The sequence below is a fragment of the Xanthomonas hortorum pv. cynarae genome (assembly GCF_002939985.1).
Classification (GTDB): domain Bacteria; phylum Pseudomonadota; class Gammaproteobacteria; order Xanthomonadales; family Xanthomonadaceae; genus Xanthomonas; species Xanthomonas hortorum_D.
The window spans coordinates 12,957-37,362 of sequence record NZ_MDFM01000030.1; the positions used below are offsets into that span (position 1 = coordinate 12,957).

Below are 24,406 nucleotides of genomic sequence, written 5' to 3' on the forward strand. Positions count from 1 at the left end.
GCAATCGCTTGGCGGCCAAGCTAGCCAGAGAAATCGCTTTGAATCAAGCGACGATCGCCTGACGCCAGCACGGCCAGGGCTATAGACAGCTACGAAGAATTTTCTAGAGAAGGCAGCACTTTCCCCGGATTCAAAATCCCATCCGGATCCAGCGCGGCCTTGATCGCGCGCATCGCGGCCAGTGTCGGTGCACTGAAAGCCTGTGTCATGAAATCGCGCTTGGCCACGCCGATGCCGTGTTCGCCGGAGAGCGTGCCTTCCAGCGCCAGTACCAGCGCGAACAGGCGCGGCAATGCGGCGTGTGCGCGTGCGTCTTCGTCGGCATCGGCCGGGTCGTACATGATGTTGACGTGCAGGTTGCCGTTGCCGGCATGACCGAAGGCGACGATGGGTAATGCGAATTCCGATGCGAGTGCTTCCACACCGGCCACTAGTTCGGGAATGCGCGACACCGGCACCACCACGTCTTCGTTGATCTTGCCCGGCTTGATCGTGCGCAGCGCCGGCGACAGCGCGCGTCGCGCGGCCCACAACTTGTCGCGCGCGCTGCCATCGGCGGCAACGTCCAGGCTCAACACGCCCTCGCCATTGGCGGCGTCGTGCAACGCCTGCAATGCATAAGGCAAGGTGTCGTGATCGCCATCGGCTTCGATCAACAACATCGCGCCGGCCTCGGGCACATCGCTGCCGTTGCGGCGCAGCAGTGCGATTGCGCTGGCATCCATGAATTCCAGCATCGTCGGCGTGGTCGGTTGCGCCATGATGCGCGACACCGCGCCTGCAGCGGTGGCCGCATCGCGATACAGCGCGCGCAAACCGGCTTGTGCGATTGCGCACGGCGTCAGCTTCAACGTCGCTTCGACGATGATCGCCAGGGTGCCTTCGCTGCCGACCAGCAAATGCGTGAGGTCGTAGCCGGTGGAATTCTTGGTATACGCACCGCCGCAGCGGATCACCTCGCCGGTGCCGGTCACTGCCACCAAACCGAGCACGTTGTCGCGGGTGGCACCGTACTTCACTGCGCGCGGGCCGCCTGCATTGGTGGCGAGATTACCGCCGACACTGCAGATGTCCGCACTGGACGGATCCGGTGGCCAGAACAGGCCGTGCGGTTGCAATGCCTGCTGCAAGTCGCCATTGAGCAGGCCCGGTTGCACGATGGCACAGCGATCCGCCGGACGCAGCGCAAGGATGCGGTTCATGCGCGCCATCGAGACCACCACGCCGCCGGAAAACGGCACTGCCGCACCGGTGGTGCCGGTGCCGGCGCCGCGCGCCACGATCGGCACGCCATGCGCGCGGCAGGCCTGCACGATGGCGACCACGTCATCGGTATCGCGCGGCAAGGCGACGGCGGCGGGCAATGCCCACCTGCGCGAATCGTCTTCGCCATAACGACGCCGCGCATCGTCGCCGGTCAACCAGCCATCGGGTCCAAGTCGTGCGGCCAGCAGTTCGGCCAGCACGGTGGGAAGCACATCGGTCATGACGGGTGATCCTGTGGTGCCGCGCGCTGGATGCATTTCCATCCCAGCACTGCGACGGTGAGCGGCAGCCAGACCCAGCGCAGCTCGGAGAGCAGCGTGGCGAGGCCGCGCGCATTGAAGAAACCGTTGGCGAATGGCGACACGCGAATCGGCCTCCACGGCGCAAACCAGCGCGCATCGCTCCACGGCCAGGTCAATGCAACGCCAAGTCCGCCGGACGTCATCGCATCCAGCACAGGATGCGATGCGGTGCAGACAAACAAGAACGCTGCGGCCTGCAGCGCATCAGCACGCAAGACGCGATGGGCAGCACAGCCCAGCAGCGCGATCACCGTGGCGAACACCAACGAGTGGCTGGCACCACGATGGCCGAACGCATCGGCATAAGGAATGTGCAGCGCGAACGCCAGCACATCGGCATCCGGCAACATCGCCGCCACGATGCCGGCACCGAGCAGGCGCGGCGAGAGGCGGCCGCGTTCGCTGGCGCACCAGAGCGCCAGCGGCACCGCGGCGTGGGTGAGGATGGTGGGCATCGCGCGTGGGTCGTTGTCAGCAGTCGTCGGCGCGAAAGGCGTCACGGATCCAGTTCAGCACCGGCGGCTCGCCGCTGGCTTCGACCACATCGAAGCGGCACGGCAAGCTCGCCAGTGCCGGGTGATAGGCAAGGAACACTTGCGCGGCCAGCACCAGTTTGCGGCGCTTGCGCCGGTCCACCGATGCCGCGCCGCCGCCGAAGCGGTTGTCGCGCCGATAACGCACTTCCACAAACACCAGCGCTTGCCCGTCGCGCATCACCAGATCCAGCTCGCCGCCGCGGTAGTTGGCGTTGGCCACGACCAGCCGCAGGCCGGCCTGCTCCAGCAGCGCGCGTGCCAACGCTTCCACCGCCGCACCACGTTGCTGACGTGCTGCCGGCATGGCGTCAGCGGCCGTCGGCGATCGGCACCGGGCGGCCACCGTTGAAGGTGGACCACGCCGGTGTACGCAACACGTTGCCGAAGCCATCCAGATGCAAGGTGCCGGTGGCGCCGCGCAGGCCGCCGTCGGCGCCGGTGGCCAGCTTTTCCAGATACGCGCTGATATTCCAGGCGTCGTAACCGAATGCGAACAGGCGTGCGCCCGGTCCGCGTGCGCTGGGCAGCGTGCTGGCGACCTGGGTGGAGGCCGGCAGGCCGGAGACGCCAAGGGCGGTCCAGGTTTCGCTCGGGTAGATGATGCCGTCCAGCGCCAGGTCGTCTTCGACCTTGCCGGTGCCGGCCACCAACTGCGAGGTGCCCACACGCGATTTGCCGGCGAATCCGCTCAACGCCAGCTGCGGCGCCAGCGCCCGCGCCGTATTGCCGCGCACCGCCAGGAACACCGCATCGGCAGTGCCGTAATTGCGCAGCTGCGCGCCGATATCGCCAGGCACTTCGGCCACGCTGATGCTGCCGGCCACGCTGCCGCCACGTTCGGTGAAGCGGTCGCGGAAGGCCTTGATGGTGCGCTTGCCGTTGTCGTCGCTGGTGCCGACGATCAGCACGTTGCGGCGCTCGCGCGAAAGCAGGTACTCGGCCGCCATGATGCCGTCGTCTTCCGGCGCTAGCGAGAAGCCGGCGCTGCCGCTGGGCGGCGCCTTGTTATCGGTGGGGCGGTTGAGTGCCAGCACCGGCACCGCCAGTTGGCCGCGTGCGAATACGGCGCTGACTTCGTCGCGACCCAACGGGCCGACCACGTAGTCCACACCGGCGCTCACGGCCTTGTCGTAGGCGGCATTGGCGCCGGCGGCGGTGCCGGCGGTATCGAAGAAGCGCAGTTCCGGGCGGCGGCGGGTTTCGGCGTAGTAGCCTGCCAGCAGACCGTCGCGCACCGGCGCCGAGGCGGTCGCCAGATTGCCGCTGAGCGGCAGCAGCACGCCCAGCTTGATCGGTGGACGGTAGCCATCGCGCTCGGCCGGCGGGCGCTTGCTGGTGTCGAAGCCCCACTGCGCATCGCGCTCGAACGCACGCGGCAGCGCCAAGCCGCGGCTGATCATGGCGCGGCCGGCGAAGTTGTACAGCGGGTCGCCGGCCGGTAGTGCGGCGGTGCGGCCTTTGAGCGTGGCGTCGTCGAGCGCGGCGAGCAGGCGCACGATTGCGCGCTGGTTTTCGCTGCGCGCGGTGCCGGTCAGGCTGGCATCGGCGCGTGCACGGTCGGCGGCGGCGCCGAACAGGTCGCCGGTGCCTTCCAGGGCGGCGGCGCGTGCCAGCAGCCAGCGGGTCTGCAGCGGCTGCGGCAGGCCTTGCGGGCTGTCGCCCAGCGCCTGCAGCGCTTGCGCGGCCTGCTTGTCGATCACCGCCAGCTCGCCGGTCAACAGCGCGAAGCGGGCGCGGTCTTCGCCAGTGAGATGGCGTGGGGTCACCTGCGCCAGCAACGTGCGCGCACGTGCGTCATCGCCGGCATCGTGCCAGCCGAACGCCGAGGCGGCCAGCAAGCGGCTGCGCTGCGCACCGCTGGTGCTGGCCGCTTCGGCTTCCAGCTGCTGCGCGGCTTCGCGCGGCTTGCCCTGGTCCAGCAACGCCAGCGCCGCACTCTGCGTGGGCGAAGCGGTCTGGGTGACGCTGCTGGTGGCGCAACCGGCGGCCAGCATGACCATCAGCGACAGGGCGGAGATCCTTGCAACACGCTTGTTCATTTCAGATCCATTGGACGGGGCCCGCCGGGGCGGACCGTTAAAAACGCTACGATTCTACCCTTTGCCCCCGGAAATACCGCTGATGACGTCCCCCGGAACCCTGCATGTGGTCGCCACGCCGATCGGCAACCTGGCCGACCTGTCGCCGCGTGCGCAGGAGGTGCTGCGTGGCGTGGCCGCGATTTGCGCCGAAGATACCCGCCACACCCGCCAGTTGCTCGGCCATTTCGGCATCGACCGCCCGCTGCTGGCCCTGCACGACCACAACGAAGAAGCCATGTCCGAGCGCATCGTCGCGCGCCTGCGCGAAGGCGAGTCGCTGGCCATCGTCAGCGACGCCGGCACCCCGCTGGTCAGCGACCCCGGCTTCAAGCTGGTGCGCGCCGCGCGCGCGGCCGGGATTCGGGTCAGCCCGGTGCCTGGCGCGTGCGCCGCCATCGCTGCGCTCAGCGTGGCCGGCCTGCCCAGTGACCGCTTCAGCTTCGAAGGATTTCTGCCCGCCAAAAGCGCTGCCCGCCGCGAACGCCTGGCGCACCTGGCCGGCGAGACCCGCACCCTGGTGTTCTACGAATCCTCGCACCGCATCGTCGACTCGCTGGCCGACCTGCGCGGCGCCTTCGGCGACGAGCGCGTGGCAGTGATCGCCCGCGAGCTGACCAAGCTGTTCGAAACCGTGCTCGACGGCACCCTGGCCGAGCTGCAGGCCAAGGTCGAAGCCGACGACAACCAACGCAAGGGCGAGTTCGTGGTGATGGTGCAAGGCGCCGCCGACGCCGCCGAAGGCCAACTGGCCGAAGGCCGCCGCGTCTACGCCAAGCTTGTCGAGCACCTGTCCCCGTCCACCGCCGCCAAGCTGGCCGCCGAGCTGACCGGTGCGCCGCGCAAGGCGTTGTATGGCGGGTAGGTTTGCTGTTGCAGGAGCACGTTTACGTGCACTGGGATTTTTCTCGGTAAGGCCTCTCGCGCCCGGGTGCGCTCCTACCGGTAATGGCGGGGCTGGCATCGCTGCGCCGTTCTGCAAGGTGGCGATAGCGTATAGTGCGCCCCGGCGGAGTCGGCCAGACAGTCGCGTCACTCGCAAGAGTGCCGAGGAAAGTCCGGGCTCCATAGGGCAAGGTGCCAGGTAACGCCTGGGCGGCGCAAGCCGACGGAAAGTGCAACAGAAAGATACCGCCTACGTTCCTTTCGGGGAGCCGGTAAGGGTGAAATGGTGCGGTAAGAGCGCACCGCGAGTCCGGTAACGGACCGGCACGGCAAACCCCACCTGGAGCAAGACCAAATAGGGATCCATTGGCGTGGCCCGCGCTGGATCCGGGTAGGTTGCTTGAGCGCTGCGGTGACGTAGCGCCTAGACGAATGACTGTCCACGACAGAACCCGGCTTATCGGCCGGCTCCGCCGCCTTTTTTTGGGCGTAGGCCCAAAATAAAGGCGCCCACGCTTCGTACCGCCGTTGGCGGTACAAAACGCGGGTCCCGCTCCGTGCATGCCAGAACCCTGCGGCTGTTTCGCTGCCTTCTTTGGGCGTTCGCCCCAAGAAGACACCCACGCTTCGTACCGCCTTCGGCAGTACAAAACGCGGGCCCCGCTCCGGGCATGCCAGAACCCCGCGGCTGTCGCCGCGCCCCCTTGACTCAAGGGGGCTTGCACTCGGGTGATTTGCTGGGCGCCTTGCCTTGGCTGCGATCAATGCGATCTGGTTGCTGCGGTCATTTTTACGTGGCTTGGGCTTCGCCCTCGCGGCCGACGACGCGTTGGTGTTTCCCCTGCGGCCGTGTTTGGCGCTTAACCGAATGAGCGGGTGAATAGCTCGTCCAGGGCGTCGATGATGGTTTGGCCCTGGTCTTTCAACGTGCCGGCAGGTTTGCTGAGCACTGCCAGCGGCACCGAGGTCATTTCCAGGGGTTGCAGGATGACGGGTTGGCCGGCCACCGTGAGTTCCGGGGTGAAGCGGGAGGGGGTCGGGGAGTGGGTGGACTTTCGGACCAGGGGCACGACGACGCGGCGAGGTGAGGCGTCGAAGATCTTTGACTGGACGACGACCACGTACGGGATGCTCTTGTTCTGGCCGACGTTCGCGTAGACATCGAACTGGTCGGTCATAGCGTGGAGAACTCGTCTGCGAAGGAGCCGTGCGCTTCGGTGTAGGTCTTCCATTCGCTTGCAGCGCGCTGCAGCTCCATTGCTCGGGCGCTGTGGCTGTCGCGTTCTTTTGTCACGTACTCGGCCAGCAGTTCCTCGACCTTTGCCGACAGGTTGCCGGTCATCGCCCGTGCCTGCGCGGCCAGGTCCGAGTTGATGGTCAGGTTCAGCGGCTTCTTTTGCGCGGAATTGTCGTAATAACGGCTCATGAGCGGCCTCCAGTGGAGTATGCGCACGCTATGCGCATGATGCTGGGTTGTCAATGCGTGCCGGCGATGTCCAGCCGTGTTTCGCCCTGGAAGATCCCGTTTGGTCCAAAGCGGCGTTCGTGGATGAAGCCACGGCCTTGCTGGTCCACCGCCACGATGGTGCTGGCGCGCGTGCCGTAGCTGGCGCCGGTGATGAAGGCGGCCGAGAGCAGGCGTTCGGTGGCCAAGTCCACCCCGGTGTGGTGAAGCGCGGCGTCGGGCGCGATGGCGGGGTTGCCCAGGGCGGTCCACAAGGGTTGCAGGTCGTCGCTGTCGGTGGCGCACCAGTTGTGCAATGCATTAGTCAGTGCGGCGGTCTTGGGCCACTGCGCATCCAGCGGGCCGTTGGACATGCCATGGATGCCGGGCGCCAGCGTGCGGGCCAGTGGCGGGTGGTTGCTGAGGTGCTCGCAACGCTCGGCATCGCACAGCAATAAGTTGAAAGGCGGGAACTCGTGCGCGGCCGCTGCCAGATCGCTGGCGTAGGCGGCTGCATCCAGGCTGCCGGCCAGGTAATCGGCAATCAGATGACCCCGCGAGCGCCCCGATGCGGTGGCGAGCGGGTCGCGCACGTTGGTCGCCACCGCGACGCGACCGTGGTTGCCTAGCCCTACCCAACTGCCGCCCGAGCGTAGGTCGCGGCCCGCCAGTACGCCGTCGGCCGGCGCGGCCCAACGTGCCAGCGGCGCGGTGGGGCGCTCGTGGAATTCATCACGGTTGCCCGCCAGCAGCAAACGCCAGCGGGGGTGGGCTTTCCAGGCGAGAGCGACCAGACACATGCCGCCGATTGTCGCCGATTGTCGCCGGTTTGCGCAGTCATGACGTGTAGCCGGCTCAATATGAAGTGAGACCACGGTCGAGTTTACATGGCCTTCACACCCCTGAACTTTTGTTCAATCTCAAAATCTGAGACGAAACAGCAACTTGTGGATAACCTTTGAACAAGTCTCTAAAGAGTGCTGCAACTCATTGATGCGACTGGCGATTTGCGGTCTCCAAAGTTGTTGACAACCTTTGGCGCACTGCTAAGGTGGGCAACGGAGGGAAAACCAGGTGTTTTGTGGTTTTTCGTGGTTCAATGATCCCCCAGCGGGTATTCGAGGTTGCATTCGGTGTTTCAGGGCGAGACTGCCATCACGGTGGACGACAAGGGGCGTATGGCGGTGCCAACCGCGTACCGCGACCTCGTCACGCGTGCGAGCGGCAACCGCCTGGTACTCACCTACAACCCGTTCGAAGCCGGATGTCTGTGGCTGTATGCGGAAAAGGAGTGGGAGCGGGTGCGTGACGATGTGATGTCCAAGCCCAATACCCAGCGCGTGGTCCGCACGCTGCAGCAGAAACTGGTGGGTTCTTCCGCAATGCTGGAGCTGGACGCCAACGGCCGTCTGAGCATCCCGGCCAGCCACCGCAATGCGGTCGGCATCGAGAAAAAGGCCGTGCTGTTGGGCATGGGCGACAAATTCGAACTCTGGAGCGAGCAGGCACATCGCGCACTGATCCAGCAGACATTGTCTGACGGGGATCTGGGCGATGAATTGCTCGATCTCAGGTTGTGAGCCGGGGTGCCCGGATGCGCGGTGAAGCGCAGCCCGGTCACCCGGTGTCGCAGCCGCCGGCAGCCCATGTGCCGGTGCTGTACACGCAGGTTCTGGATGGCCTGCAGGTGATCGAAAACGGAACCTATCTCGATGGCACGTTCGGGCGTGGCGGACACGCCCGTGGCGTGCTGCAACACCTTGGCCCGGGAGGTCGACTGCTGGTGATGGACAAGGACCCCGAAGCGATCGCGGTCGCCGAACAAGCGTTCGGTGGCGATGCGCGCGTGTCCATCCATCGCGGCAGCTTTGCCGGTCTGGGCCAGGTGGTCGCTGCGGCAACCGTCGACGGCATCCTGCTGGATCTGGGCGTGTCCTCGCCGCAGCTGGATGTGGCCGGGCGCGGTTTCAGTTTCGGCAAGGACGGCCCGCTGGACATGCGCATGGACCCCGATGTCGGGCAGAGCGCGGCCGAGTGGCTGGCCCACGCCAGCGACCGCGAGATCGCCGATGTGCTGTGGACCTATGGCGAAGAACGCCAGAGCCGCCGCATCGCACGTGCCATCGTGGCGCGCCGCACCGAGCAGCCGCTGCTGCGCACCGCGCAGTTGGCCGAGCTGATCGCCTCGGTGATGCCGCGCGGCGACAGCAAGACCCATCCGGCCACACGCAGCTTCCAGGCGATCCGCATCTACATCAACCGCGAGCTGGACGATCTGGAAGCAGGCCTGGATGCCGCCCTGGGCGCGCTCAAGCCCGGCGGCCGCCTGGCGGTGATCAGCTTCCACTCGCTGGAAGACCGCATCGTCAAGCAATTCATGGCCCGCTACGCCAAGGCCCCGCCGAGCAATCGCCGCCTGCCCGAAGCGCAGCCGTTCGTGCCGACGCTGCAACTGGTGACCGGCGCAGTCAAAGCCGACTTCGACGAGTTGAGCGTCAATCCGCGCGCGCGTAGTGCGGTGTTGCGGGTGGCCGAGAAGCTGGGAATGGAGAATGGGGAGTCGGGAATGGGCAAAGGCAACAGCGCCACTGCTTCCCGATTCCCGATTCCCGAATCCCGATTCCTGGCGTCTCCCAACGGAGACGCCGCATGAGCCGCCTGCTGCTCATCGTGCTGCTCGCCTGCAGCATCGCCTCGGCGATCGGTGTGGTGTACATGCGCCACATGCATCGCAAGTTGTTCGTGCAGTTGTCCAAGCTCGAACACACTCGCGATGAATTGAATATCGAATTCGGCCGGCTGCAGCTGGAGCAGGCCACCTGGGCGGAAAGCAACCGGGTCGATCAGGTCGCGCGTGCGCGCATCGGGATGAAGTTCCCGGAGACCAACGACATCGTGGTGGTGCGCCCATGACAAAGCGGCAGGACAGCCGTTTTGCACGGCGCAGCCGCCCGCAGGGTGGCGCACAGGGTTTGTCCATGACAAAACGGCAGGACAGCCGTTTTGCACGGCGCAGCTGCCCGCAGGGTGGCGCCCAGTGTGTGTCCATGACAAAACGGCAGGACAGCCGTTTTGCACGGCGCAGCCGCCCGCAGGGTGGCGCACACGGAGGTGCGCCATGAAAGCCGGCCGCAACCGCGCGCGCAGCAACTTCAACCTGCGTGGCCGCCTGACGCTGGTCGGTATCGCGCTGGGCCTGTGCTCGGTGACGCTGATCGGCCGCGCGGCGTTCGTGCAGCTGGTCAATCGCGATTTCTATCAGCGCCAGGGCGAAGCGCGTTACCTGCGCGAACTGCCGATCGCCACCTCGCGCGGCATGATCACCGACCGCAACGGCGAGCCGCTGGCGGTGTCCACGCCGGTGGAGTCGATCTGGGTCAATCCGCAGGAACTGCTGCGCAATCCGGACCGCATTCCCGAGCTGGCCAAGGCGCTCGGCCAGCCGCTGGACGAGTTGAACGCCAAGCTGGCGCAGAAGGCCGGCAAGGAATTCATGTACCTGCAGCGCCGGATCAATCCGGACAAGGCGCATGCCATCGTCGAGCTGAAGATTCCCGGTGTGTTCTCGCAGCGCGAGTTCCGTCGCTTCTATCCGCAAGGCGAAGCGATGGCCCATGTGCTGGGCTTTACCAATATCGACGACCGCGGCCAGGAAGGCCTGGAGCTGGCCTTCGACGAATGGCTGCGCGGCAAGCCGGGCTCCAAGAAAGTGGTGCGCGATGCGCGCGGCGCGATCGTGGAGAGCGTGGATCTGGTGCGTCCTGCGCAGCCGGGCAAGGACCTGACGCTGAGCATCGACCGCCGCATCCAGTTCCTGGCCTACAAGGAGCTGCGCAACGCGTTGGTCGAAAACAACGCTGCCGGCGGCTCGATGGTGGTGATGGACGTGGCCACCGGCGAAGTGCTGGCGATGGTCAACCTGCCCACCTACAACCCCAATTCGGTCACCGGCATCAATCCGTCGGCGCGCCGCAACCGCGCGGTCACCGATCTGGTCGAGCCGGGTTCGACGATGAAGCCGCTCACCGTGGCCACCGCATTGACTGCGGGCGTGGTGACCAAGGACACCATCATCGACACCAACCCCGGCTACATGGCCGTGGGGCGCTTCACCATCCGCGATGTGCCACGCAACAACGGCGTGCTCAACGTCACCGGGGTGATCACGCGCAGTTCCAACATCGGTGCGGCCAAGATTGCGGCCAAGGTGCCGGATCAGACGTTCTATCAGTCGATCCGCAATTTCGGTTACGGCAGCGCGCCGCATAGCGGTTTTCCTGGCGAATCCTCGGGCGTGGTGCTGCAGCCGGCGCGCTGGAGCGGCCCGTCCAAGACCACGATGTCGTACGGCTATGGCCTGTCGGTGACGCCGCTGCAAATCGCGCAGGCGTACGCCACGCTGGGCAACGGCGGCAAGCTGACCCCGCCGACCTTCGTACGCGGCCAGCACAACGAAACCCGCCAGGTAGTCACGCCGGAAGTGGCGCGCCAGGTCATCGACATGATGGAAACCGTGGTCACCCAGGGCGGCGCCAAGGGCGCGGCCATCCTGGGTTATCACGTGGCCGGCAAGACCGGTACCGCGCGCAAGAACGGCGCCAACGGTTACGAGCGCGGGCATTACAACGCGCTGTTCGCCGGCCTGGTGCCGGCCACGCGCCCGCGCTTTGCCACCGTCATCGTGATCAACGATCCGCAGGGCAAGGTGTACTACGGCGGCCTGGTGTCGGCACCGGTGTTTCACAAGGTGATGGAAGGCGCGCTGCGTCTGATGGACGTGCCGCCGGACGACATCCAGTCGTGGCTGGCCGCGCAGGCCGCCGGCAAGACCGGGCAGCCGATCGCCAAGCCGCAGCCGCCCGAGCTGGACCCGGCATTGATGCCGGATCCGGTGGATGAAGTGTCTGCCGGTATTCCCACCGCACTTGCACCTGCCGCGCTACCCGCGCCGGCCCAGCCCGCACCGTTGCAGGAGAGCCGCCAGTGAGCCGCTCCATGCCGCTGTCGCAGCTGTTGCCGGACGTGCCGCTTTTGCACGACGTGCAGGTGTCTGGCCTGGTGATGGACAGCCGTGCAGTGCGTGCGGGCGATGCCTTCGTGGCGATCGCCGGCTTCGGCGCGCATGGTCTGGGCTTCGTCGAACAGGCGCGTGCCAATGGCGCGGCGGCGGTGTTGTTCGAGCCGCCAGCGCCTGCCGAGTTGCCGGCACCGGCCGATGCGATCGCCGTGCCTGGTTTGCGCGCGCGTCTGGGCGCAATGGCCGATCAGTTCCATGGCCAGCCCTCGCAGGCGCTGCGCATGGTCGGCGTCACCGGCACCAACGGCAAGACCTCCACCGTGCAGTTGCTGGCGCAGGCGTTGACGTTGCTCGGCATGCCCACCGGCACCCTCGGTACCTTGGGTGTTGGCCTGTATGGCAGCGCCGTGCCGACCGGTTTCACCACGCCGCTGGTGCTGCCCACGCACGCGCTGCTGGCACAGTTGCGCGATGAAGGCGCGCAGGCCGTGGCGATGGAGGTGAGCTCGCACGCGCTCGATCAGGGCCGCGTGGATGCAGTGCATTTCGACGTGGCGGTGTTTACCAATCTCACCCGCGATCATCTCGATTACCACGGCGACATGGCGCAGTACGGCGCGGCCAAGGCCAAGCTGTTCACGCGCGCTGGATTGAAAGCAGCTGTGGTGAATCTGGACGATGACTTCGGCCGCACGCTGTTCGCCGCGCTCGACCCGGCGCTGCGCGCGATCGGTGTGAGTTCGCGCGCACAAGCCCAGGCAATGGTGCGTGCGCAGGCGCTGCAGCTGGACCACAACGGCATCAATTTCGCGCTCAACATCCATGGCGAAGTGCATCCGGTGCACTCGCCGCTGCTGGGCCGCTTCAACGTCGATAACCTGCTCGCGGTCGCCGGCGCGTTGTATGCGTTGGACATCGCGCCGGCACAGATCGCCGAAGTGCTTGGTCAGCTGCAGCCGATCCACGGCCGCATGAATCGTCTCGGTGGCGCGCATGGCGCCCCGTTGGTGGTGGTGGACTATGCACACACGCCCGACGCGCTGGAACAGGCATTGGCCAGCCTGCGCTCGCATGCGCAGGACCGGCTGATCTGCGTGTTCGGCTGCGGTGGCGAGCGCGATACCGGCAAGCGGCCGCAGATGGCGGCGATCGCCGAGGTCAATGCGGATGTGGCGATCGTCACCGACGACAACCCGCGTGGCGAAGATGGCGATGCAATCGTGGCCGACATCCTGCGCGGCTTTGCGCGCCCGGATGCGGCGATCGTGCAGCGCGACCGCGCCGCGGCGATCCATCAGGCCATCAGCATGGCCAGTGCCTCCGACATCGTGCTGATCGCCGGCAAGGGCCACGAGCCATATCAGGAAGTCGCCGGCGTGTGGCATGCCTTCAACGACGCCATCGTGGCGGCGCAGGCCTTGCTGCCGCGCACCGTGCTGGGAGTGCGCGCATGAAGCTCACTCCGTTGTCGTTGATCGCCCACTGGGCCGGCGGCGAGTTGCACGGCGACGACGCCATGATCGACGCGGTCGGCAACGACACCCGCACGCTCGCCAACGGCAGCCTGTATGTGGCGCTGCGCGGCGAGCGTTTCGACGGACACGACTTTGCCGCAGACGCGGTGGCGCAGGGTGCCAGCGGGTTGCTGGTGGATCGCCTGCTGCCTGCGCTGAGTGTGCCGCAGGTGCTGGTGGAAAATACCGAACTCGCGCTGGCGCGTATCGCCGCCGGCATGCAGCGCGACCGCGCCACGCGCGTGATCGCGTTGACCGGCTCCAACGGCAAGACCAGCGTCAAGGCCTTGCTGCTGTCGATCCTGGAAGAGGCCGGGCGTGTCGATGGCACCACCGTCTACGCCAATCCGGGCAACCGCAATAACGAAATCGGCCTGCCGCTGGCGGTGATCGCCGCGCCGGACGATGCGGATGTTGCGATCTACGAAATGGGCGCCGGCAAGCCGGGCGATATCGCCTATCTCACCGACATCGCGCAGCCGCACGTAGCCCTGGTCAACAACATCGCACCCGCCCATCTGGAACGTCTGGGCAGCCTGCTCGGCGTCGCGCACACCAAGGGCGCCATCTACGCTGCACTGCCGGCCAATGGCGTGGCGGTGATCAATGCCGACGATGCCTTCGGGGCCTGGTTCGAGCAGCAACTGCATGCGCAGCCGGTGCAGGGCCGTCGCGTGTTGCGTTATGGCTTGCAGGCCAGCGCCGACATCACTGCACGTGGGCTACGGCTGCAGGACGGTGGTGCGCAGTTCACGCTGGTGACGCCGCAAGGCGAGGCGCAGATTGCACTGCCGCTGCCGGGTCGCCACAACGTGCTCAACGCGCTGGCTGCGGCCGGGCTGGCGTTGGGCGCGGGTATCGCATTGCCGATCATCGCCGCCGGTCTTGCGCAGGCGCGCCCGGTGGCCGGTCGACAGATCGCACACACGCTGTCCAGCGGCGCGGTGCTGATCGACGACAGCTACAACGCCAATCCCGGTTCGCTTGATGCGGCCATCGACACCCTGGCTGCCGCGCCGGGCGCTGGTTGGCTGGTGCTCGGCGACATGCGCGAACTCGGCCCGGAAGGCAAGGCGCTGCATGCCGCTGCCGGGCGTCGCGCACGCGCGGCCAAGCTGCAGCGGCTGTACGCGTTGGGCGAGCTCAGTGCCGCCGCCGCGCAGGCGTTCGGCGATGGCGGCCGCGTGTTCGCCACTCATGCCGCGCTGGTCGCGGCGTTGCAGGCGGATCTGGCGCAGGTCGCCGTTTCGCCGACTCAAACGCAGGAATCTTCTTCGATGCACGAACACACCGGTGCGGCGGCGCAGACTGCCGCCACCACGGCGCAGGTCCCGCCCACGTTGTTGGTGAAAGGCTCGCGTGGCAGTGCGATGGATCGCATCGTCGCCGCGTTGCTCGCAGCGTTGGAGGACACCTCCCATGCTGCTTGAGTTGGCCCGTTGGCTACAGCAACTGGAGAGCCTGTTCGGGCTGTTCAACTATCTGACCTTCCGCGGCATCCTGGCAGCGCTGACCGCGTTGTTCCTGTCGTTGTGGATGGGCCCGGCGGTGATCCGCAAGCTGGGCCAGTTCAAGGGTGGCCAGCCGATCCGTCAGGATGGCCCGCAGACGCATTTTTCCAAGGCCGGTACGCCCACCATGGGCGGCTCGCTGATCCTGCTGACGGTGACCTTGTCGGTGCTGTTGTGGGGCGACCTGCGTAACCGTTATGTGTGGTTGGTGCTGGCAGTGATGATCTGCTTCGGTGCGATCGGTTGGTACGACGACTGGATCAAGATCGTGCGCCGCGACCCCAACGGGCTGAAGTCGCGCTGGAAGTATCTGCTGCAATCGATCTTCGGCCTGGCTGCTGGCCTGTTTCTGTACTACACCGCCGATGTGCCGGCCGCGATCACCTTCTACATTCCGATGTTCAAGGCGGTGGCGCTGCCGTTGGCCGGCGTGAGCTTTGTGGTCATTGCCTACTTCTGGATCGTCGGCTTCTCCAACGCGGTGAACCTGACCGACGGCCTGGATGGTCTGGCGATCATGCCGACCGTGCTGGTGGCCTGCGCGCTGGGTGTGTTCGCGTATGCCTCTGGCAACGTGGTGTTTGCCGAATACCTGAAAATCCCGCTGATTCCCGGGGCCGGCGAGCTGATCATCATCTGCTCGGCGATCGCGGGGGCAGGGTTAGGGTTTCTGTGGTTCAACACCTATCCGGCCATGGTGTTCATGGGCGATATCGGCGCGCTGTCGCTGGGCGCGGTGCTCGGCACCATCGCGGTGATCGTGCGTCAGGAACTGGTGCTGGTGATCATGGGCGGTGTGTTCGTGATCGAAACGCTGTCGGTGATCATCCAGGTGGCCAGCTTCAAGCTCACCGGCAAGCGCGTGTTCCGCATGGCGCCGATCCATCACCATTTCGAACTCAAGGGCTGGCCGGAGCCGCGCGTGATCGTGCGCTTCTGGATCATCTCGGTGGTGCTGGTGCTGATCGGCCTTGCCACGTTGAAGGTGCGCTGATGAACGACACCGCGCGTCAAGCCACTCGACTCGAGGCCATCGGCGGCCGCTACGACCCGTGGCTGCTCGGCGCCGCGGCCACGCTCGCCTCGCTGGGCGTGGTGATGGTGGCGTCCAGCTCGATCGAACTGTCCGACAACCCGTTCTATTACCTCACCCGTCATCTGCTGTTTCTGGGCATCGGCGTTGGCCTGGCGTTCTGGGCGATGCGGACCGAGCTCAAGACCATCGAGCAGTACAACCAGGTGCTGCTGCTGGCCTGTTTCGGCCTGCTGATGGTGGTGTTCGTGCCCGGCCTGGGCAGCAGCGTCAACGGCGCCAAACGCTGGATCAATCTGGGCGTGTCGAAATTCCAGACCGTGGAAGCGGTCAAGGTGCTCTACATCGTGTGGCTGTCCAGCTACCTGGTGCGCTTTCGCGACGAGGTCAACGCGACCTGGCCGGCGATGCTCAAGCCGCTGGGCGTGGCGATCGCACTGGTCGGCCTGCTGCTGATGCAGCCGGACTTCGGCTCGTCCACGCTGTTGCTGGCGATCACCGCCGGCATGCTGGTGCTGGGCGGGGTGAACCTGCCGCGCATGTCGATGCCGATCGTGTTCGGCCTGCCGGTGTTCGCCTTCATCGCGATCCTGGAGCCGTACCGCCTGCGCCGTATCACCTCGTTCCTGGATCCGTGGGCCGATCAGCTCGGCTCCGGCTATCAGTTGTCGAACGCCTTGATGGCGGTTGGCCGCGGCCAGTGGACCGGCGTGGGGCTGGGCGCCTCGGTGCAAAAGCTCAACTATCTGCCCGAAGCGCATACCGACTTCATCTTTTCGGTGATTGCCGAAGAGCTCGGGTTTGTCGGTGTGTGCGGGGTGATCTCGCTGTATGCCTTGCTGGTCGGCCGCGCGTTCTGGCTAGGCATGCGCTGTGTGGAAATGAAGCGTCATTTTTCCGGCTACATCGCCTTTGGTATCGGCTTGTGGATCAGCCTGCAGAGCTTCGTCTCGGTGGGCGTGAACCTGGGTATCCTGCCGACCAAGGGCCTGACTTTGCCGCTGATTTCCTCCGGCGGTTCGTCGGTGCTGATGACCTGCGTGGCGATGGGCTTGCTGCTGCGCGTGTCCTACGAAATGGATCGCGCCGAGCGCCTGCGCAGCAAGTTGTCGCCGCAGGGTGCAGGCGCGCCGTCGGCGGAGCCGGCCGAGCCGGTGGTCGACTCGGTGCCGCCGGCGTATGCGCCAGCGCGCAAACCGCAGCGCGACACCGTGGCTGCCGCTGCACCCGCGCCCGCACCGGTCGCTGCAGCATCTGTGGCGCCGGCATCGGCCATTCTGCGCGGCACCAGCCGCATGCAGCCGCGTGTGGAACCGACGTTCGGGAGGATCGCATGAGTAGTAATTATGCGAGTCCCGCACAAGCGCCCGCGCAGTCTGCTGTGGTTCGTCCGGTCATGATCCTTGCTGGCGGAACCGGTGGGCATATCTTCCCGGGCCTTGCCGTGGCCAAGGTGCTGCGCGCGCGTGGCGTGCCGGTGACCTGGCTCGGTGCCGATGGCGCGATGGAAACCCGCCTGGTGCCGCAGCACGATATCCAGCTCGACACGCTGGCCATCACCGGGCTGCGCGGAAAGGGCTTGATGAAATTGCTCGGCGCGCCGGTACGGGTGATGCGCGCGGTGCGCGCCGCCGGCTTCGTACTGCGCAAGCGCCAGCCGCGTGCGGTGATCAGCTTCGGCGGATTCGCGGCCGGCCCGGGCGGTCTGGCGGCACGTCTGCTCGGCGTGCCGTTACTGGTGCACGAACAAAATCGTGCACCCGGCATGACCAACAAGGTGTTGTCGCGTGTCGCGCGTCGCGTGTTGACCGGTTTTCCAGGCAGCTTCGCTGGCGAAGAAGCGGTGGGCAATCCGGTGCGTGCGGAAATCGCCGCGCTTCCCGTGCCGGCTCTGCGCCTGGTCGGTCGTGGTGGCCCGGTACGCATGCTGGTCCTCGGCGGGAGCCAGGGTGCACGCGCGTTGAATCAAGCCGTGCCGGCGGCGCTGGCGGCACTCGGTCACCCGGATGTCGACGTGCGCCACCAATGCGGCGAAAAGCTGCGCGCCGAAGCCGAAGCCTCATACGCGCAGGCCGGTGTCAACGCCAGTGTCGAACCCTTCATCGCCGACATGGCCGCCGCTTACGCCTGGGCCGACCTGGTCGTGTGCCGCGCCGGTGCCTCCACGCTTGCCGAACTCTGCGCCGCCGGTATCGCCAGCGTGCTGGTGCCCTTCGCTGCAGCGGTGGACGATCACCAGACCCGCAATGCCGAATACCTGGTCGGCGCCGACGCCGCCGTGCTGCTCAAGCAGGACGACACCCTGGCAGTGCGTCTGCAGCAGGTCTTGCAGACCTTGCTCGCCGACCCCGCACGCCGCCTGTCGATGGCAACCGCCGCCCGCACCCTGGCCAAGCCGGATGCCGCCGAACGCATCGCCGACATCATTCTTCAAGAGGCCGGGAATGGTGAGTCGGGAATGGGGAATGGGCAGAGCTCAGAACACTTGCAGGAACACAAATTGATGCACGCAGACAAGCGCACCGACCAAGTATCCGTCGCCGCTGGCGCTCCGCTCCACACGATTCCCGATTCCCGATTCCCCATTCGCACCTCCGCAGGAGGTGCCGCGTGATCCGCCGTCTGCAGGACAGCGGCGATCTGGTGCGTGCGTTTCCGCGCGTGCATTTCGTCGGCATCGGCGGCACCGGCATGAGCGGCATTGCCGAGGTGATGCTGACGCTGGGCTATGAAGTCTCCGGCTCCGACAACTCCGATAACGCGGCCACGCGTCGGCTGGCCAAGCTGGGTGCGCGGGTGATGCGCGGGCATTCGGCGGCCAATGTGCTCGGCACCGATTGCGTGGTGGTGTCCAGCGCGATCCGCGAAGACAACCCCGAGCTGATGGAAGCGCGCAGCCAGCGCATTCCGATCATGCCGCGTGCGGCGATGCTGGCCGAGCTGATGCGCTTCCGTCGCGGCATCGCGGTGGCCGGCACGCACGGCAAGACCACCACCACCAGCCTGGCGGCGGCCGTGCTGAGCGAAGGCGGGCTGGACCCGACCTTCGTCATCGGCGGGCAGTTGCTGGCCGCCGGTGCCAACGCAAAACTCGGAGGCGGCCAGTGGTTGGTTGCCGAAGCCGACGAGAGCGATGGCAGCTTCCTGCGTCTGAATCCGTTGATGGCGGTGATCACCAATATCGATTCGGATCACCTGGAAAACTACGGCAACGATTTCTCGCGCATCCAGGCCGCCTTCGCCGAGTTCCTGCAGCGCCTGCCGTTCTACGGGCTGGCGCTGCTGTGCATCGACGACCCGGAAGTGGCCGCGCTTGCGAGCAAGACGCCGCGCCACGTGATGAGTTACGGCATGAGCGAAAACGCCGACGTGCGCGCCGAAGATGTGGTGCAGGATGGCCCGCGCATGCGCTTCACGCTGCGTCTGCCCGAAGGCACCACCACACCGGTGACGCTCGCACTGCCGGGCCGTCACAACGTGCTCAATGCACTGGCCGCAGCGGCGATCGGTTGGCAATTGGGCGTGGCACCGGAAACCATTGCGCGTGCGCTGGAAAACTTCGCTGGCATCGGCCGTCGCTTCAACGATCTGGGCGAAGTCACCACCAGCACCGGTGCACGCGTGCGCGTGGTCGACGATTACGGCCACCATCCGCGCGAGCTGGAAGCGGTGTTCGCCGCCGCCCGCGGTGGCTGGCCGGACAAGCGTCTGGTGGTCGCATTCCAGCCGCATCGTTACAGCCGTACCCGCGATCAGTTCGACGCCTTTGCTGCGGTGTTGAGTACCGTCGATGCGCTGGTGCTGAGCGAGGTCTACCCGGCCGGCGAAGCGCCGATTCCGGGCGCCGATGCGCGCGCGCTGGCGCGTGCCATCCGTGCGCGCGGCCGCAGCGAACCGGTGGTGGTCGGGCAGATTTCCGGCCTGGCCGAAGTGTTGCCGGACGTGCTGCAGGACGGCGATCTGTTGCTGATGATGGGTGCCGGCGATATCGGTTACGTGGCCCAGCACATCATCAATAACGGCTTCACCGGAGCGGCTGCATGAGCGCGACGGTCGCCAACGTGCGCGGCACCGATCCGGCCGCGTTCGGCCGCGTCGCCGTGCTGCTCGGCGGTACCTCGTCCGAGCGCGAAGTGTCGTTGAACTCCGGCAGCAACGTGCTCGACGCACTGCGCGCGCGCGGTGTCGATGCGCGGCCGGTCGATGGCATTCCGGCAATGGCGCAGGCACTGGTCGAAAAACGTTTCGACCGCGTCTTCAACGTGCTGCACGGCCATAACGGCGGCGGCGAAGACGGCATCGTGCAAGGCCTGATGGAAGCCTTCAAGGTGCCGTATACCGGCTCCAACGTGCTGGGTTCGGCGTTGAGCATGGACAAGATCCGCACCAAGCAGGTGTGGCTGTCGCTGGGCCTGTGCACGCCGCGCTATGCACGTCTGGCCGCCGGTGCCAGCGCCGATCAAATTCATGCCGCGGCACAGCAGATCGGCCTGCCGGTCATCGTCAAGCCGGCCAACGAAGGCTCCAGCGTCGGCATCAGCCGCGTGTTCGACCAGGCCCAGCTCGAAGAAGCCGTGGTGCTGGCGGCGCGATACGACGGCGCGCTGCTGATGGAACAGCTGATCGAAGGCGATGAACTCACCGTGGCCGTGCTCGGCGAGGTCGCGCTGCCGTCGATCCGCATCGTGCCCAAGGGCCAGTGGTACGACTACAACGCCAAGTACGTGGCCGACGACACCCAGTACCTGTGCCCGGGCCTGGAAGGCGATGCCGAAACGCAGATCCGCCAGCTCGCACTCGACGCCTTTCGCGCTGCCGGCGCACGTGGCTGGGGCCGCGTGGACGTGATGCGCGATCGCGCCAGCGGCCAGCTGTATCTGCTTGAAGTGAACACCGCTCCAGGCATGACCAGCCACTCGCTGGTGCCCAAGGCCGCGCGCCAGCTCGGTATCGATTTCGAAGAACTGGTTTGGCGCGTGCTGGAGCAGACGCTATGACGGCGGGATTGGGGATTCGGCATTCGGGATTGGTTAACAGCGACGCCGCGTGCGCCGTTGCTGTTGCTGTTGCTGCTGCCGTTGCGAATCCCCAATCCCCAATGCCGAATCCCGCGCGCGGAGCGCGCCCATGAACGCCACCCTGCGCATCCTGGCCTGGTTGATCGCGGTGACGCTGGTCGCGTTGCCCGTGGTGGCCGTGCTCAATGGCTGGGTCGGCGCCGAGCGTTGGCCGTTGGCGCGGTTGCGGGTGTCCGGCGACTTCAAGCGGGTGCCTGCCGAAGAGCTGCGTGCGGTGGTGCTGCCGTATGCGCGCTCGGGTTTTTTCGCAGTGAAATTGCAGAACGCGCAGGACGCCATCGCACGGTTGCCGTGGGTGGAAAGTGCGCAGGTGCGCAAGCGTTGGCCGGACGTGCTGGAAGTGCGCGTCACCGAGCACAAGCCGTTCGCGCGCTGGGGCACCGACCGCATGTTGTCCGAGCAGGGCCGGCTGTTCCGCACCCCGCCGTTGTTGAAGGATTTCAAGTTGCCGCAACTCGGTGGCCCGGACAGCAAGACGCAGGACGTGGTGGCGCTGTACAACGAATCGCGCGCGCTGTTCGCCCCGACCGGGCTGGATGTAGAGCGCCTGGAAATGGACGCGCGCGGCAGCTGGTCGCTGGGCCTGAGCAACGGCGTGCAGATCGTGATCGGCCGCGACGATGCGCGCGCACGCCTGCAGCGCTTCGCCCGCGTGCTGCCGCAACTGGCCGACCCGCAACGCCCGATCGCCCGCGCCGACCTGCGCTACACCAATGGCTTTACGGTCGAACGACGAATGGAGAATGGGGAATCGGGAATGGATAAAAAACTCAAGCCGGCACCGCCCGCTGCGCCGCACACGCTGGTCCTGAATTCTCTACGCCTCCGTACACCGCTGTTGACCATTCCCCATTCCCCATTCGCTATTCCCGGCTTTAAGACATGAACCGCAAAGGCGACAAATCCCTCATCGTTGGACTGGACATCGGCACCTCCAAGGTCGTCGCGCTGGTCGGCGAGTACTCGCCCGGCAATCCGATCGAAGTGATCGGCATCGGTTCGCATGAATCGCGCGGTCTCAAGCGCGGCGTGGTGGTCGATATCGAATCCACCGTGCAGTCGATCCAGCGCGCGGTGGAAGAGGCCGAGCTGATGGCCGGTTGCGAGATCCGCTCGGTATACGCGTCGATTTCCGGCAACCACGTGCAGTGCAAGAACTCGCCCGGCATCGTGCCGATCCGCGACGGCGAAGTGACCTGGAGCGATCTGGAGCGCGTGCTGGATGCGGCCAAGGCCGTGGCCATTCCTGCCGACCAGCGCATCCTGCATGCGATCCCGCGCGAGTACGTGCTGGACGATTCGCAGGAAGGCATCCGCAACCCGGTCGGCATGACCGGCGTCCGCCTGGAGGTGCATGCGCATCTGGTGGTGTGCGCGCAGTCGGCCGCGGCCAACATCACCAAGTGCGTGCAGAAGTGCGGCTTGCAGGTCGACGATCTGGTGCTGTCCTCGCTCGCATCCTCGGTGGCGGTGTTGACCGCCGACGAACGCGAACTGGGCGTGGTGCTGGTGGATATCGGTGCCGGCACCACTGACCTCGCCGTCTACGTGCAGGGCGCGATCTGCCACACCGCCTCGCTGCCGATCGCCGGTGACCATGTCACCAACGACATCGCGCACATGCTGCGCACGCCGACCCCGGAAGCCGAGCAGATCAAGGTGCGTTATGCGTGCGCGCTGGCGCAGCTGGCCACCGCCGAAGAAAGCATCCAGGTGCCGTCGGTCGGCGATCGCCCGCCGCGCCGCATGCCACGGCATGCGCTCGCGCAGGCGGTGCAGGGCCGTTACGAAGAAATTTTCGAAATGGTGCAGGCCGAATTGCGCCGCTCCGGTTTCGAGGAAATGGTGCGCGCCGGCATGGTGCTTACCGGAGGCGCGTCGAAGATGGAAGGCGTGGTCGAACTGGCCGAAGAAATGCTGCAGATGCCGGTGCGCGTGGGCATTCCCCAGCACGTCACCGGCCTGGGCGAAGTCGTCGGCAACCCGGTGCACGCCTCCGGCGTGGGCCTGTTGCTGATGGGCAGCCAGATCGAACACCCGCGTCGTCCGTCGATCCCGACCGGACGTGCCGGGAGTTTGTTCAAGAAATTGAAGAACTGGTATCGCGGCGAATTCTGAGGAATCGGGAATCGGGATTCGGGAATTGGTTGAAGCAAAGGCAAAGCGGTTGCGACAAGTTTGAGTGGAGAGCGGTGAGAGCGGGCAGGGCGTAGTTTTTTTGTGGTTCCGCCGAGGAAGCGGTGGTTGGCGTGAAGGTGATTCGCTGTTGCGATTCCCCATTCCCGACTCCCCATTCCCGGCATTCAAACAACAACATTCGCCGACATGCGGGTGTTGGGCTGGCGAACGGAACAATCCGATTCCCCATTCCCGATTCCCCATTCACGGCATCTAAAGAGGACACTGACATGGCACATTTTGAACTGATCGAAAAGATGGCTCCCAACGCGGTCATCAAGGTCGTTGGCGTGGGCGGCGGCGGCGGTAACGCGGTTGCGCACATGGTCAACACCAACGTCGATGGCGTGGAATTCATCACCGCCAACACCGACTCGCAGGCCATCAAGAACTGCGGCGCCAAGTTGCAGCTGCAGCTCGGCACCAACGTCACCAAGGGCCTGGGCGCAGGCGCCAATCCGGAAGTCGGCCGTCAGGCTGCGCTGGAAGATCGCGAGCGCATCATGGACGCGCTGCAGGGTGCGGACATGGTGTTCATCACCGCCGGCATGGGCGGTGGCACCGGCACCGGTGCAGCGCCGGTGGTTGCGCAGCTGGCCAAGGAAATGGGCATCCTGACCGTGGCCGTGGTCACCAAGCCGTTCCCGTTCGAAGGCCGTCGACGCATGCAGGTTGCGCTGAAGGGCATCGAGGAACTGAGCCAGCATTGCGATTCGCTGATCACCATTCCCAACGAAAAGCTGATCACCGTGCTCGGCCGCAACGCCACCATGATCCAGGCCTTCCGCGCTGCCAACGACGTGCTGCAGGGCGCCGTGCAGGGCATCGCCGATCTGATCGTGCGTCCGGGCCTGATCAACGTCGACTTTGCCGACGTGCGCACCGTGATGTCGGAAATGGGCCTGGCCATGATGGGCACCGGGTCGGCACGCGGCGACGATCGCGCGCAGGCCGCTGCCGAAGCCGCCATCCAGAACCCGCTGCTGGACGATGTGAACCTGGCCGGTGCCAACGGCATCCTGGTCAACATCACCGCCGGCCCGGACTTCACCATGGCCGAGTTCGACGAGATCGGCCGCACCATCGAAGCGTTCGCTTCGGAAGATGCCACCGTGGTCGTCGGTACCGTGCTCGACCCGGACATGCAGGACGAAGTACGCGTCACCGTGGTCGCCACTGGCCTGAACCGTGCGGTTGCACGTCAGACCCAGCGTCCGGACCAGCGCGCGCCGATCAAGCTGGTGCGCAACGCCACCACCGGCCAGCCGGAGTTCGGCGACTTCGAGACCAGCGGTGGCGACGCGGTGTCCAAGGCGGTTGGCGGCAGCATGGGCCTTGGCCTGCGTCGTCCCAGCAGCGACTCGGTCGGCAGCAGCAGCAACAACGGCGGCGGTTCCTCTGCGCCGGCGGCAGACCTGCCCAACGACTACCTGGACATCCCGGCGTTCCTGCGCCGCCAGGCCGACTGACGCGTCACTGCGATGCCGCTTCGGTGGCGCCGCCCGCAATGCCCCGAGGTTCGCTTCGGGGTTGCAATGCCATGTCCTCTTTCTGCCGGATCGAC

The 24,406-nt window shown here is 66.2% G+C and carries 22 protein-coding genes and 1 other RNA gene; 16 read left to right on the forward strand and 7 right to left on the reverse strand.

Annotated elements, in window-relative coordinates:
* Nucleotides 1–89 precede the first annotated feature (89 nt).
* The 4 genes from XcyCFBP4188_RS17765 to XcyCFBP4188_RS17780 are packed head-to-tail and all read right to left on the reverse strand — an operon-like array spanning nucleotide 90 to nucleotide 4,143.
* Nucleotides 90–1,487 carry an FAD-binding oxidoreductase gene (locus tag XcyCFBP4188_RS17765; RefSeq protein WP_104592548.1) on the reverse strand — a complete coding sequence of 466 codons (1,398 nt, stop codon included), beginning with the start codon at nucleotides 1,485–1,487 and terminating at the stop codon, nucleotides 90–92.
* A complete protein-coding gene (locus XcyCFBP4188_RS17770; RefSeq protein ID WP_104592549.1) occupies nucleotides 1,484–2,023 on the reverse strand; it encodes a metal-dependent hydrolase in 540 nt (179 codons plus the stop codon). The genes XcyCFBP4188_RS17765 and XcyCFBP4188_RS17770 overlap by 4 nt, the downstream gene beginning before the upstream one ends.
* Before the next feature lie 16 nt (nucleotides 2,024–2,039).
* On the reverse strand, nucleotides 2,040–2,408 hold the full coding sequence (locus XcyCFBP4188_RS17775; protein WP_006451851.1) for a YraN family protein: 369 nt from the start codon (nucleotides 2,406–2,408) through the stop codon (nucleotides 2,040–2,042).
* Nucleotides 2,409–2,412: 4 nt separating this feature from the next.
* The gene (locus tag XcyCFBP4188_RS17780; RefSeq protein WP_046932388.1) at nucleotides 2,413–4,143 is read right to left on the reverse strand and encodes a penicillin-binding protein activator; all 1,731 of its coding nucleotides are present in this window, start codon (nucleotides 4,141–4,143) and stop codon (nucleotides 2,413–2,415) included.
* 82 nt (nucleotides 4,144–4,225) lie between these two features.
* Here XcyCFBP4188_RS17780 and rsmI point away from each other — a divergent pair, with 82 nt between their 5' ends.
* Nucleotides 4,226–5,047 (forward strand): 16S rRNA (cytidine(1402)-2'-O)-methyltransferase, encoded by an 822-nt coding sequence (gene rsmI / locus XcyCFBP4188_RS17785; RefSeq protein WP_006452799.1) that lies wholly within the window; start codon nucleotides 4,226–4,228, stop codon nucleotides 5,045–5,047.
* 146 nt (nucleotides 5,048–5,193) lie between these two features.
* An RNA gene (gene rnpB / locus XcyCFBP4188_RS17790) (RNase P RNA component class A) lies at nucleotides 5,194–5,543 on the forward strand.
* 384 nt (nucleotides 5,544–5,927) lie between these two features.
* Here rnpB and XcyCFBP4188_RS17795 read toward each other — a convergent pair.
* Genes XcyCFBP4188_RS17795 through XcyCFBP4188_RS17805 form a run of 3 tightly spaced genes read right to left on the reverse strand, consistent with a single transcriptional unit; the run spans nucleotide 5,928 to nucleotide 7,311 of the window.
* The gene (locus XcyCFBP4188_RS17795) at nucleotides 5,928–6,245 is read right to left on the reverse strand and encodes a CcdB family protein (protein WP_006452800.1); all 318 of its coding nucleotides are present in this window, start codon (nucleotides 6,243–6,245) and stop codon (nucleotides 5,928–5,930) included.
* The gene (locus tag XcyCFBP4188_RS17800) at nucleotides 6,242–6,493 is read right to left on the reverse strand and encodes a type II toxin-antitoxin system CcdA family antitoxin (RefSeq protein ID WP_006452801.1); all 252 of its coding nucleotides are present in this window, start codon (nucleotides 6,491–6,493) and stop codon (nucleotides 6,242–6,244) included. Before XcyCFBP4188_RS17800 ends, XcyCFBP4188_RS17795 begins: the two co-directional genes overlap by 4 nt.
* A gap of 50 nt (nucleotides 6,494–6,543) precedes the next feature.
* A complete protein-coding gene (locus XcyCFBP4188_RS17805; RefSeq protein ID WP_104592551.1) occupies nucleotides 6,544–7,311 on the reverse strand; it encodes an NRDE family protein in 768 nt (255 codons plus the stop codon).
* Between the two features lie 324 nt (nucleotides 7,312–7,635).
* Here XcyCFBP4188_RS17805 and mraZ point away from each other — a divergent pair, with 324 nt between their 5' ends.
* The 14 genes from mraZ (at nucleotide 7,636) to ftsZ (ending at nucleotide 24,311) form a co-directional block, all read left to right on the forward strand.
* Complete coding sequence (gene mraZ / locus XcyCFBP4188_RS17810; protein ID WP_095574949.1) at nucleotides 7,636–8,091, forward strand: division/cell wall cluster transcriptional repressor MraZ; 456 nt, start codon at nucleotides 7,636–7,638, stop codon at nucleotides 8,089–8,091.
* A gap of 14 nt (nucleotides 8,092–8,105) precedes the next feature.
* The gene (rsmH, locus tag XcyCFBP4188_RS17815) at nucleotides 8,106–9,164 is read left to right on the forward strand and encodes a 16S rRNA (cytosine(1402)-N(4))-methyltransferase RsmH (protein ID WP_006452804.1); all 1,059 of its coding nucleotides are present in this window, start codon (nucleotides 8,106–8,108) and stop codon (nucleotides 9,162–9,164) included.
* Nucleotides 9,161–9,424: a cell division protein FtsL gene (gene ftsL, locus XcyCFBP4188_RS17820; protein WP_005991913.1), complete on the forward strand. Its 264-nt coding sequence runs from the start codon at nucleotides 9,161–9,163 to the stop codon at nucleotides 9,422–9,424. The genes rsmH and ftsL overlap by 4 nt, the downstream gene beginning before the upstream one ends.
* Nucleotides 9,425–9,629: 205 nt before the next feature.
* The gene (locus XcyCFBP4188_RS17825) at nucleotides 9,630–11,498 is read left to right on the forward strand and encodes a peptidoglycan D,D-transpeptidase FtsI family protein (protein ID WP_006452805.1); all 1,869 of its coding nucleotides are present in this window, start codon (nucleotides 9,630–9,632) and stop codon (nucleotides 11,496–11,498) included.
* Between the two features lie 8 nt (nucleotides 11,499–11,506).
* Nucleotides 11,507–12,982: a UDP-N-acetylmuramoyl-L-alanyl-D-glutamate--2,6-diaminopimelate ligase gene (locus XcyCFBP4188_RS17830; protein ID WP_174705860.1), complete on the forward strand. Its 1,476-nt coding sequence runs from the start codon at nucleotides 11,507–11,509 to the stop codon at nucleotides 12,980–12,982.
* The gene (locus XcyCFBP4188_RS17835) at nucleotides 12,979–14,472 is read left to right on the forward strand and encodes a UDP-N-acetylmuramoyl-tripeptide--D-alanyl-D-alanine ligase (RefSeq protein WP_104592553.1); all 1,494 of its coding nucleotides are present in this window, start codon (nucleotides 12,979–12,981) and stop codon (nucleotides 14,470–14,472) included. The genes XcyCFBP4188_RS17830 and XcyCFBP4188_RS17835 overlap by 4 nt, the downstream gene beginning before the upstream one ends.
* A complete protein-coding gene (gene mraY, locus XcyCFBP4188_RS17840; RefSeq protein ID WP_006452808.1) occupies nucleotides 14,462–15,547 on the forward strand; it encodes a phospho-N-acetylmuramoyl-pentapeptide-transferase in 1,086 nt (361 codons plus the stop codon). The genes XcyCFBP4188_RS17835 and mraY overlap by 11 nt, the downstream gene beginning before the upstream one ends.
* Nucleotides 15,547–16,923 (forward strand): putative lipid II flippase FtsW, encoded by a 1,377-nt coding sequence (gene ftsW, locus XcyCFBP4188_RS17845; protein WP_006452809.1) that lies wholly within the window; start codon nucleotides 15,547–15,549, stop codon nucleotides 16,921–16,923. The genes mraY and ftsW overlap by 1 nt, the downstream gene beginning before the upstream one ends.
* Nucleotides 16,924–16,982: 59 nt before the next feature.
* On the forward strand, nucleotides 16,983–18,200 hold the full coding sequence (murG, locus tag XcyCFBP4188_RS17850) for an undecaprenyldiphospho-muramoylpentapeptide beta-N-acetylglucosaminyltransferase (RefSeq protein ID WP_006452810.1): 1,218 nt from the start codon (nucleotides 16,983–16,985) through the stop codon (nucleotides 18,198–18,200).
* Nucleotides 18,197–19,630, forward strand: coding sequence for a UDP-N-acetylmuramate--L-alanine ligase (gene murC, locus XcyCFBP4188_RS17855; protein ID WP_006452811.1), 1,434 nt, complete (start codon nucleotides 18,197–18,199; stop codon nucleotides 19,628–19,630). The genes murG and murC overlap by 4 nt, the downstream gene beginning before the upstream one ends.
* On the forward strand, nucleotides 19,627–20,583 hold the full coding sequence (locus tag XcyCFBP4188_RS17860; RefSeq protein ID WP_006452812.1) for a D-alanine--D-alanine ligase: 957 nt from the start codon (nucleotides 19,627–19,629) through the stop codon (nucleotides 20,581–20,583). The genes murC and XcyCFBP4188_RS17860 overlap by 4 nt, the downstream gene beginning before the upstream one ends.
* Nucleotides 20,584–20,713: 130 nt before the next feature.
* Nucleotides 20,714–21,550: a cell division protein FtsQ/DivIB gene (locus XcyCFBP4188_RS17865; RefSeq protein ID WP_006448954.1), complete on the forward strand. Its 837-nt coding sequence runs from the start codon at nucleotides 20,714–20,716 to the stop codon at nucleotides 21,548–21,550.
* On the forward strand, nucleotides 21,547–22,782 hold the full coding sequence (gene ftsA, locus XcyCFBP4188_RS17870; RefSeq protein WP_003485272.1) for a cell division protein FtsA: 1,236 nt from the start codon (nucleotides 21,547–21,549) through the stop codon (nucleotides 22,780–22,782). Before XcyCFBP4188_RS17865 ends, ftsA begins: the two co-directional genes overlap by 4 nt.
* 290 nt (nucleotides 22,783–23,072) lie before the next feature.
* Nucleotides 23,073–24,311, forward strand: coding sequence for a cell division protein FtsZ (gene ftsZ, locus XcyCFBP4188_RS17875; RefSeq protein WP_006448955.1), 1,239 nt, complete (start codon nucleotides 23,073–23,075; stop codon nucleotides 24,309–24,311).
* The last annotated feature ends 95 nt before the right edge of the window (nucleotides 24,312–24,406 follow it).

Bases quoted from the DNA above. Each gene is read 5' to 3' on its own strand.
- XcyCFBP4188_RS17765 (WP_104592548.1), bottom strand. From the start codon at position 1,487: ATGACCGATGTGCTTCCCACCGTGCTGGCCGAACTGCTGGCCGCACGA.
- XcyCFBP4188_RS17770 (WP_104592549.1), bottom strand. From the start codon at position 2,023: ATGCCCACCATCCTCACCCACGCCGCGGTGCCGCTGGCGCTCTGGTGC.
- XcyCFBP4188_RS17775 (WP_006451851.1), bottom strand. From the start codon at position 2,408: ATGCCGGCAGCACGTCAGCAACGTGGTGCGGCGGTGGAAGCGTTGGCA.
- XcyCFBP4188_RS17780 (WP_046932388.1), bottom strand. From the start codon at position 4,143: ATGAACAAGCGTGTTGCAAGGATCTCCGCCCTGTCGCTGATGGTCATG.
- rsmI (WP_006452799.1), top strand. From the start codon at position 4,226: ATGACGTCCCCCGGAACCCTGCATGTGGTCGCCACGCCGATCGGCAAC.
- XcyCFBP4188_RS17795 (WP_006452800.1), bottom strand. From the start codon at position 6,245: ATGACCGACCAGTTCGATGTCTACGCGAACGTCGGCCAGAACAAGAGC.
- XcyCFBP4188_RS17800 (WP_006452801.1), bottom strand. From the start codon at position 6,493: ATGAGCCGTTATTACGACAATTCCGCGCAAAAGAAGCCGCTGAACCTG.
- XcyCFBP4188_RS17805 (WP_104592551.1), bottom strand. From the start codon at position 7,311: ATGTGTCTGGTCGCTCTCGCCTGGAAAGCCCACCCCCGCTGGCGTTTG.
- rsmH (WP_006452804.1), top strand. From the start codon at position 8,106: ATGCGCGGTGAAGCGCAGCCCGGTCACCCGGTGTCGCAGCCGCCGGCA.
- ftsL (WP_005991913.1), top strand. From the start codon at position 9,161: ATGAGCCGCCTGCTGCTCATCGTGCTGCTCGCCTGCAGCATCGCCTCG.
- XcyCFBP4188_RS17825 (WP_006452805.1), top strand. From the start codon at position 9,630: ATGAAAGCCGGCCGCAACCGCGCGCGCAGCAACTTCAACCTGCGTGGC.
- XcyCFBP4188_RS17830 (WP_174705860.1), top strand. From the start codon at position 11,507: ATGCCGCTGTCGCAGCTGTTGCCGGACGTGCCGCTTTTGCACGACGTG.
- XcyCFBP4188_RS17835 (WP_104592553.1), top strand. From the start codon at position 12,979: ATGAAGCTCACTCCGTTGTCGTTGATCGCCCACTGGGCCGGCGGCGAG.
- mraY (WP_006452808.1), top strand. From the start codon at position 14,462: ATGCTGCTTGAGTTGGCCCGTTGGCTACAGCAACTGGAGAGCCTGTTC.
- ftsW (WP_006452809.1), top strand. From the start codon at position 15,547: ATGAACGACACCGCGCGTCAAGCCACTCGACTCGAGGCCATCGGCGGC.
- murG (WP_006452810.1), top strand. From the start codon at position 16,983: ATGATCCTTGCTGGCGGAACCGGTGGGCATATCTTCCCGGGCCTTGCC.
- XcyCFBP4188_RS17860 (WP_006452812.1), top strand. From the start codon at position 19,627: ATGAGCGCGACGGTCGCCAACGTGCGCGGCACCGATCCGGCCGCGTTC.
- XcyCFBP4188_RS17865 (WP_006448954.1), top strand. From the start codon at position 20,714: ATGAACGCCACCCTGCGCATCCTGGCCTGGTTGATCGCGGTGACGCTG.
- ftsA (WP_003485272.1), top strand. From the start codon at position 21,547: ATGAACCGCAAAGGCGACAAATCCCTCATCGTTGGACTGGACATCGGC.
- ftsZ (WP_006448955.1), top strand. From the start codon at position 23,073: ATGGCACATTTTGAACTGATCGAAAAGATGGCTCCCAACGCGGTCATC.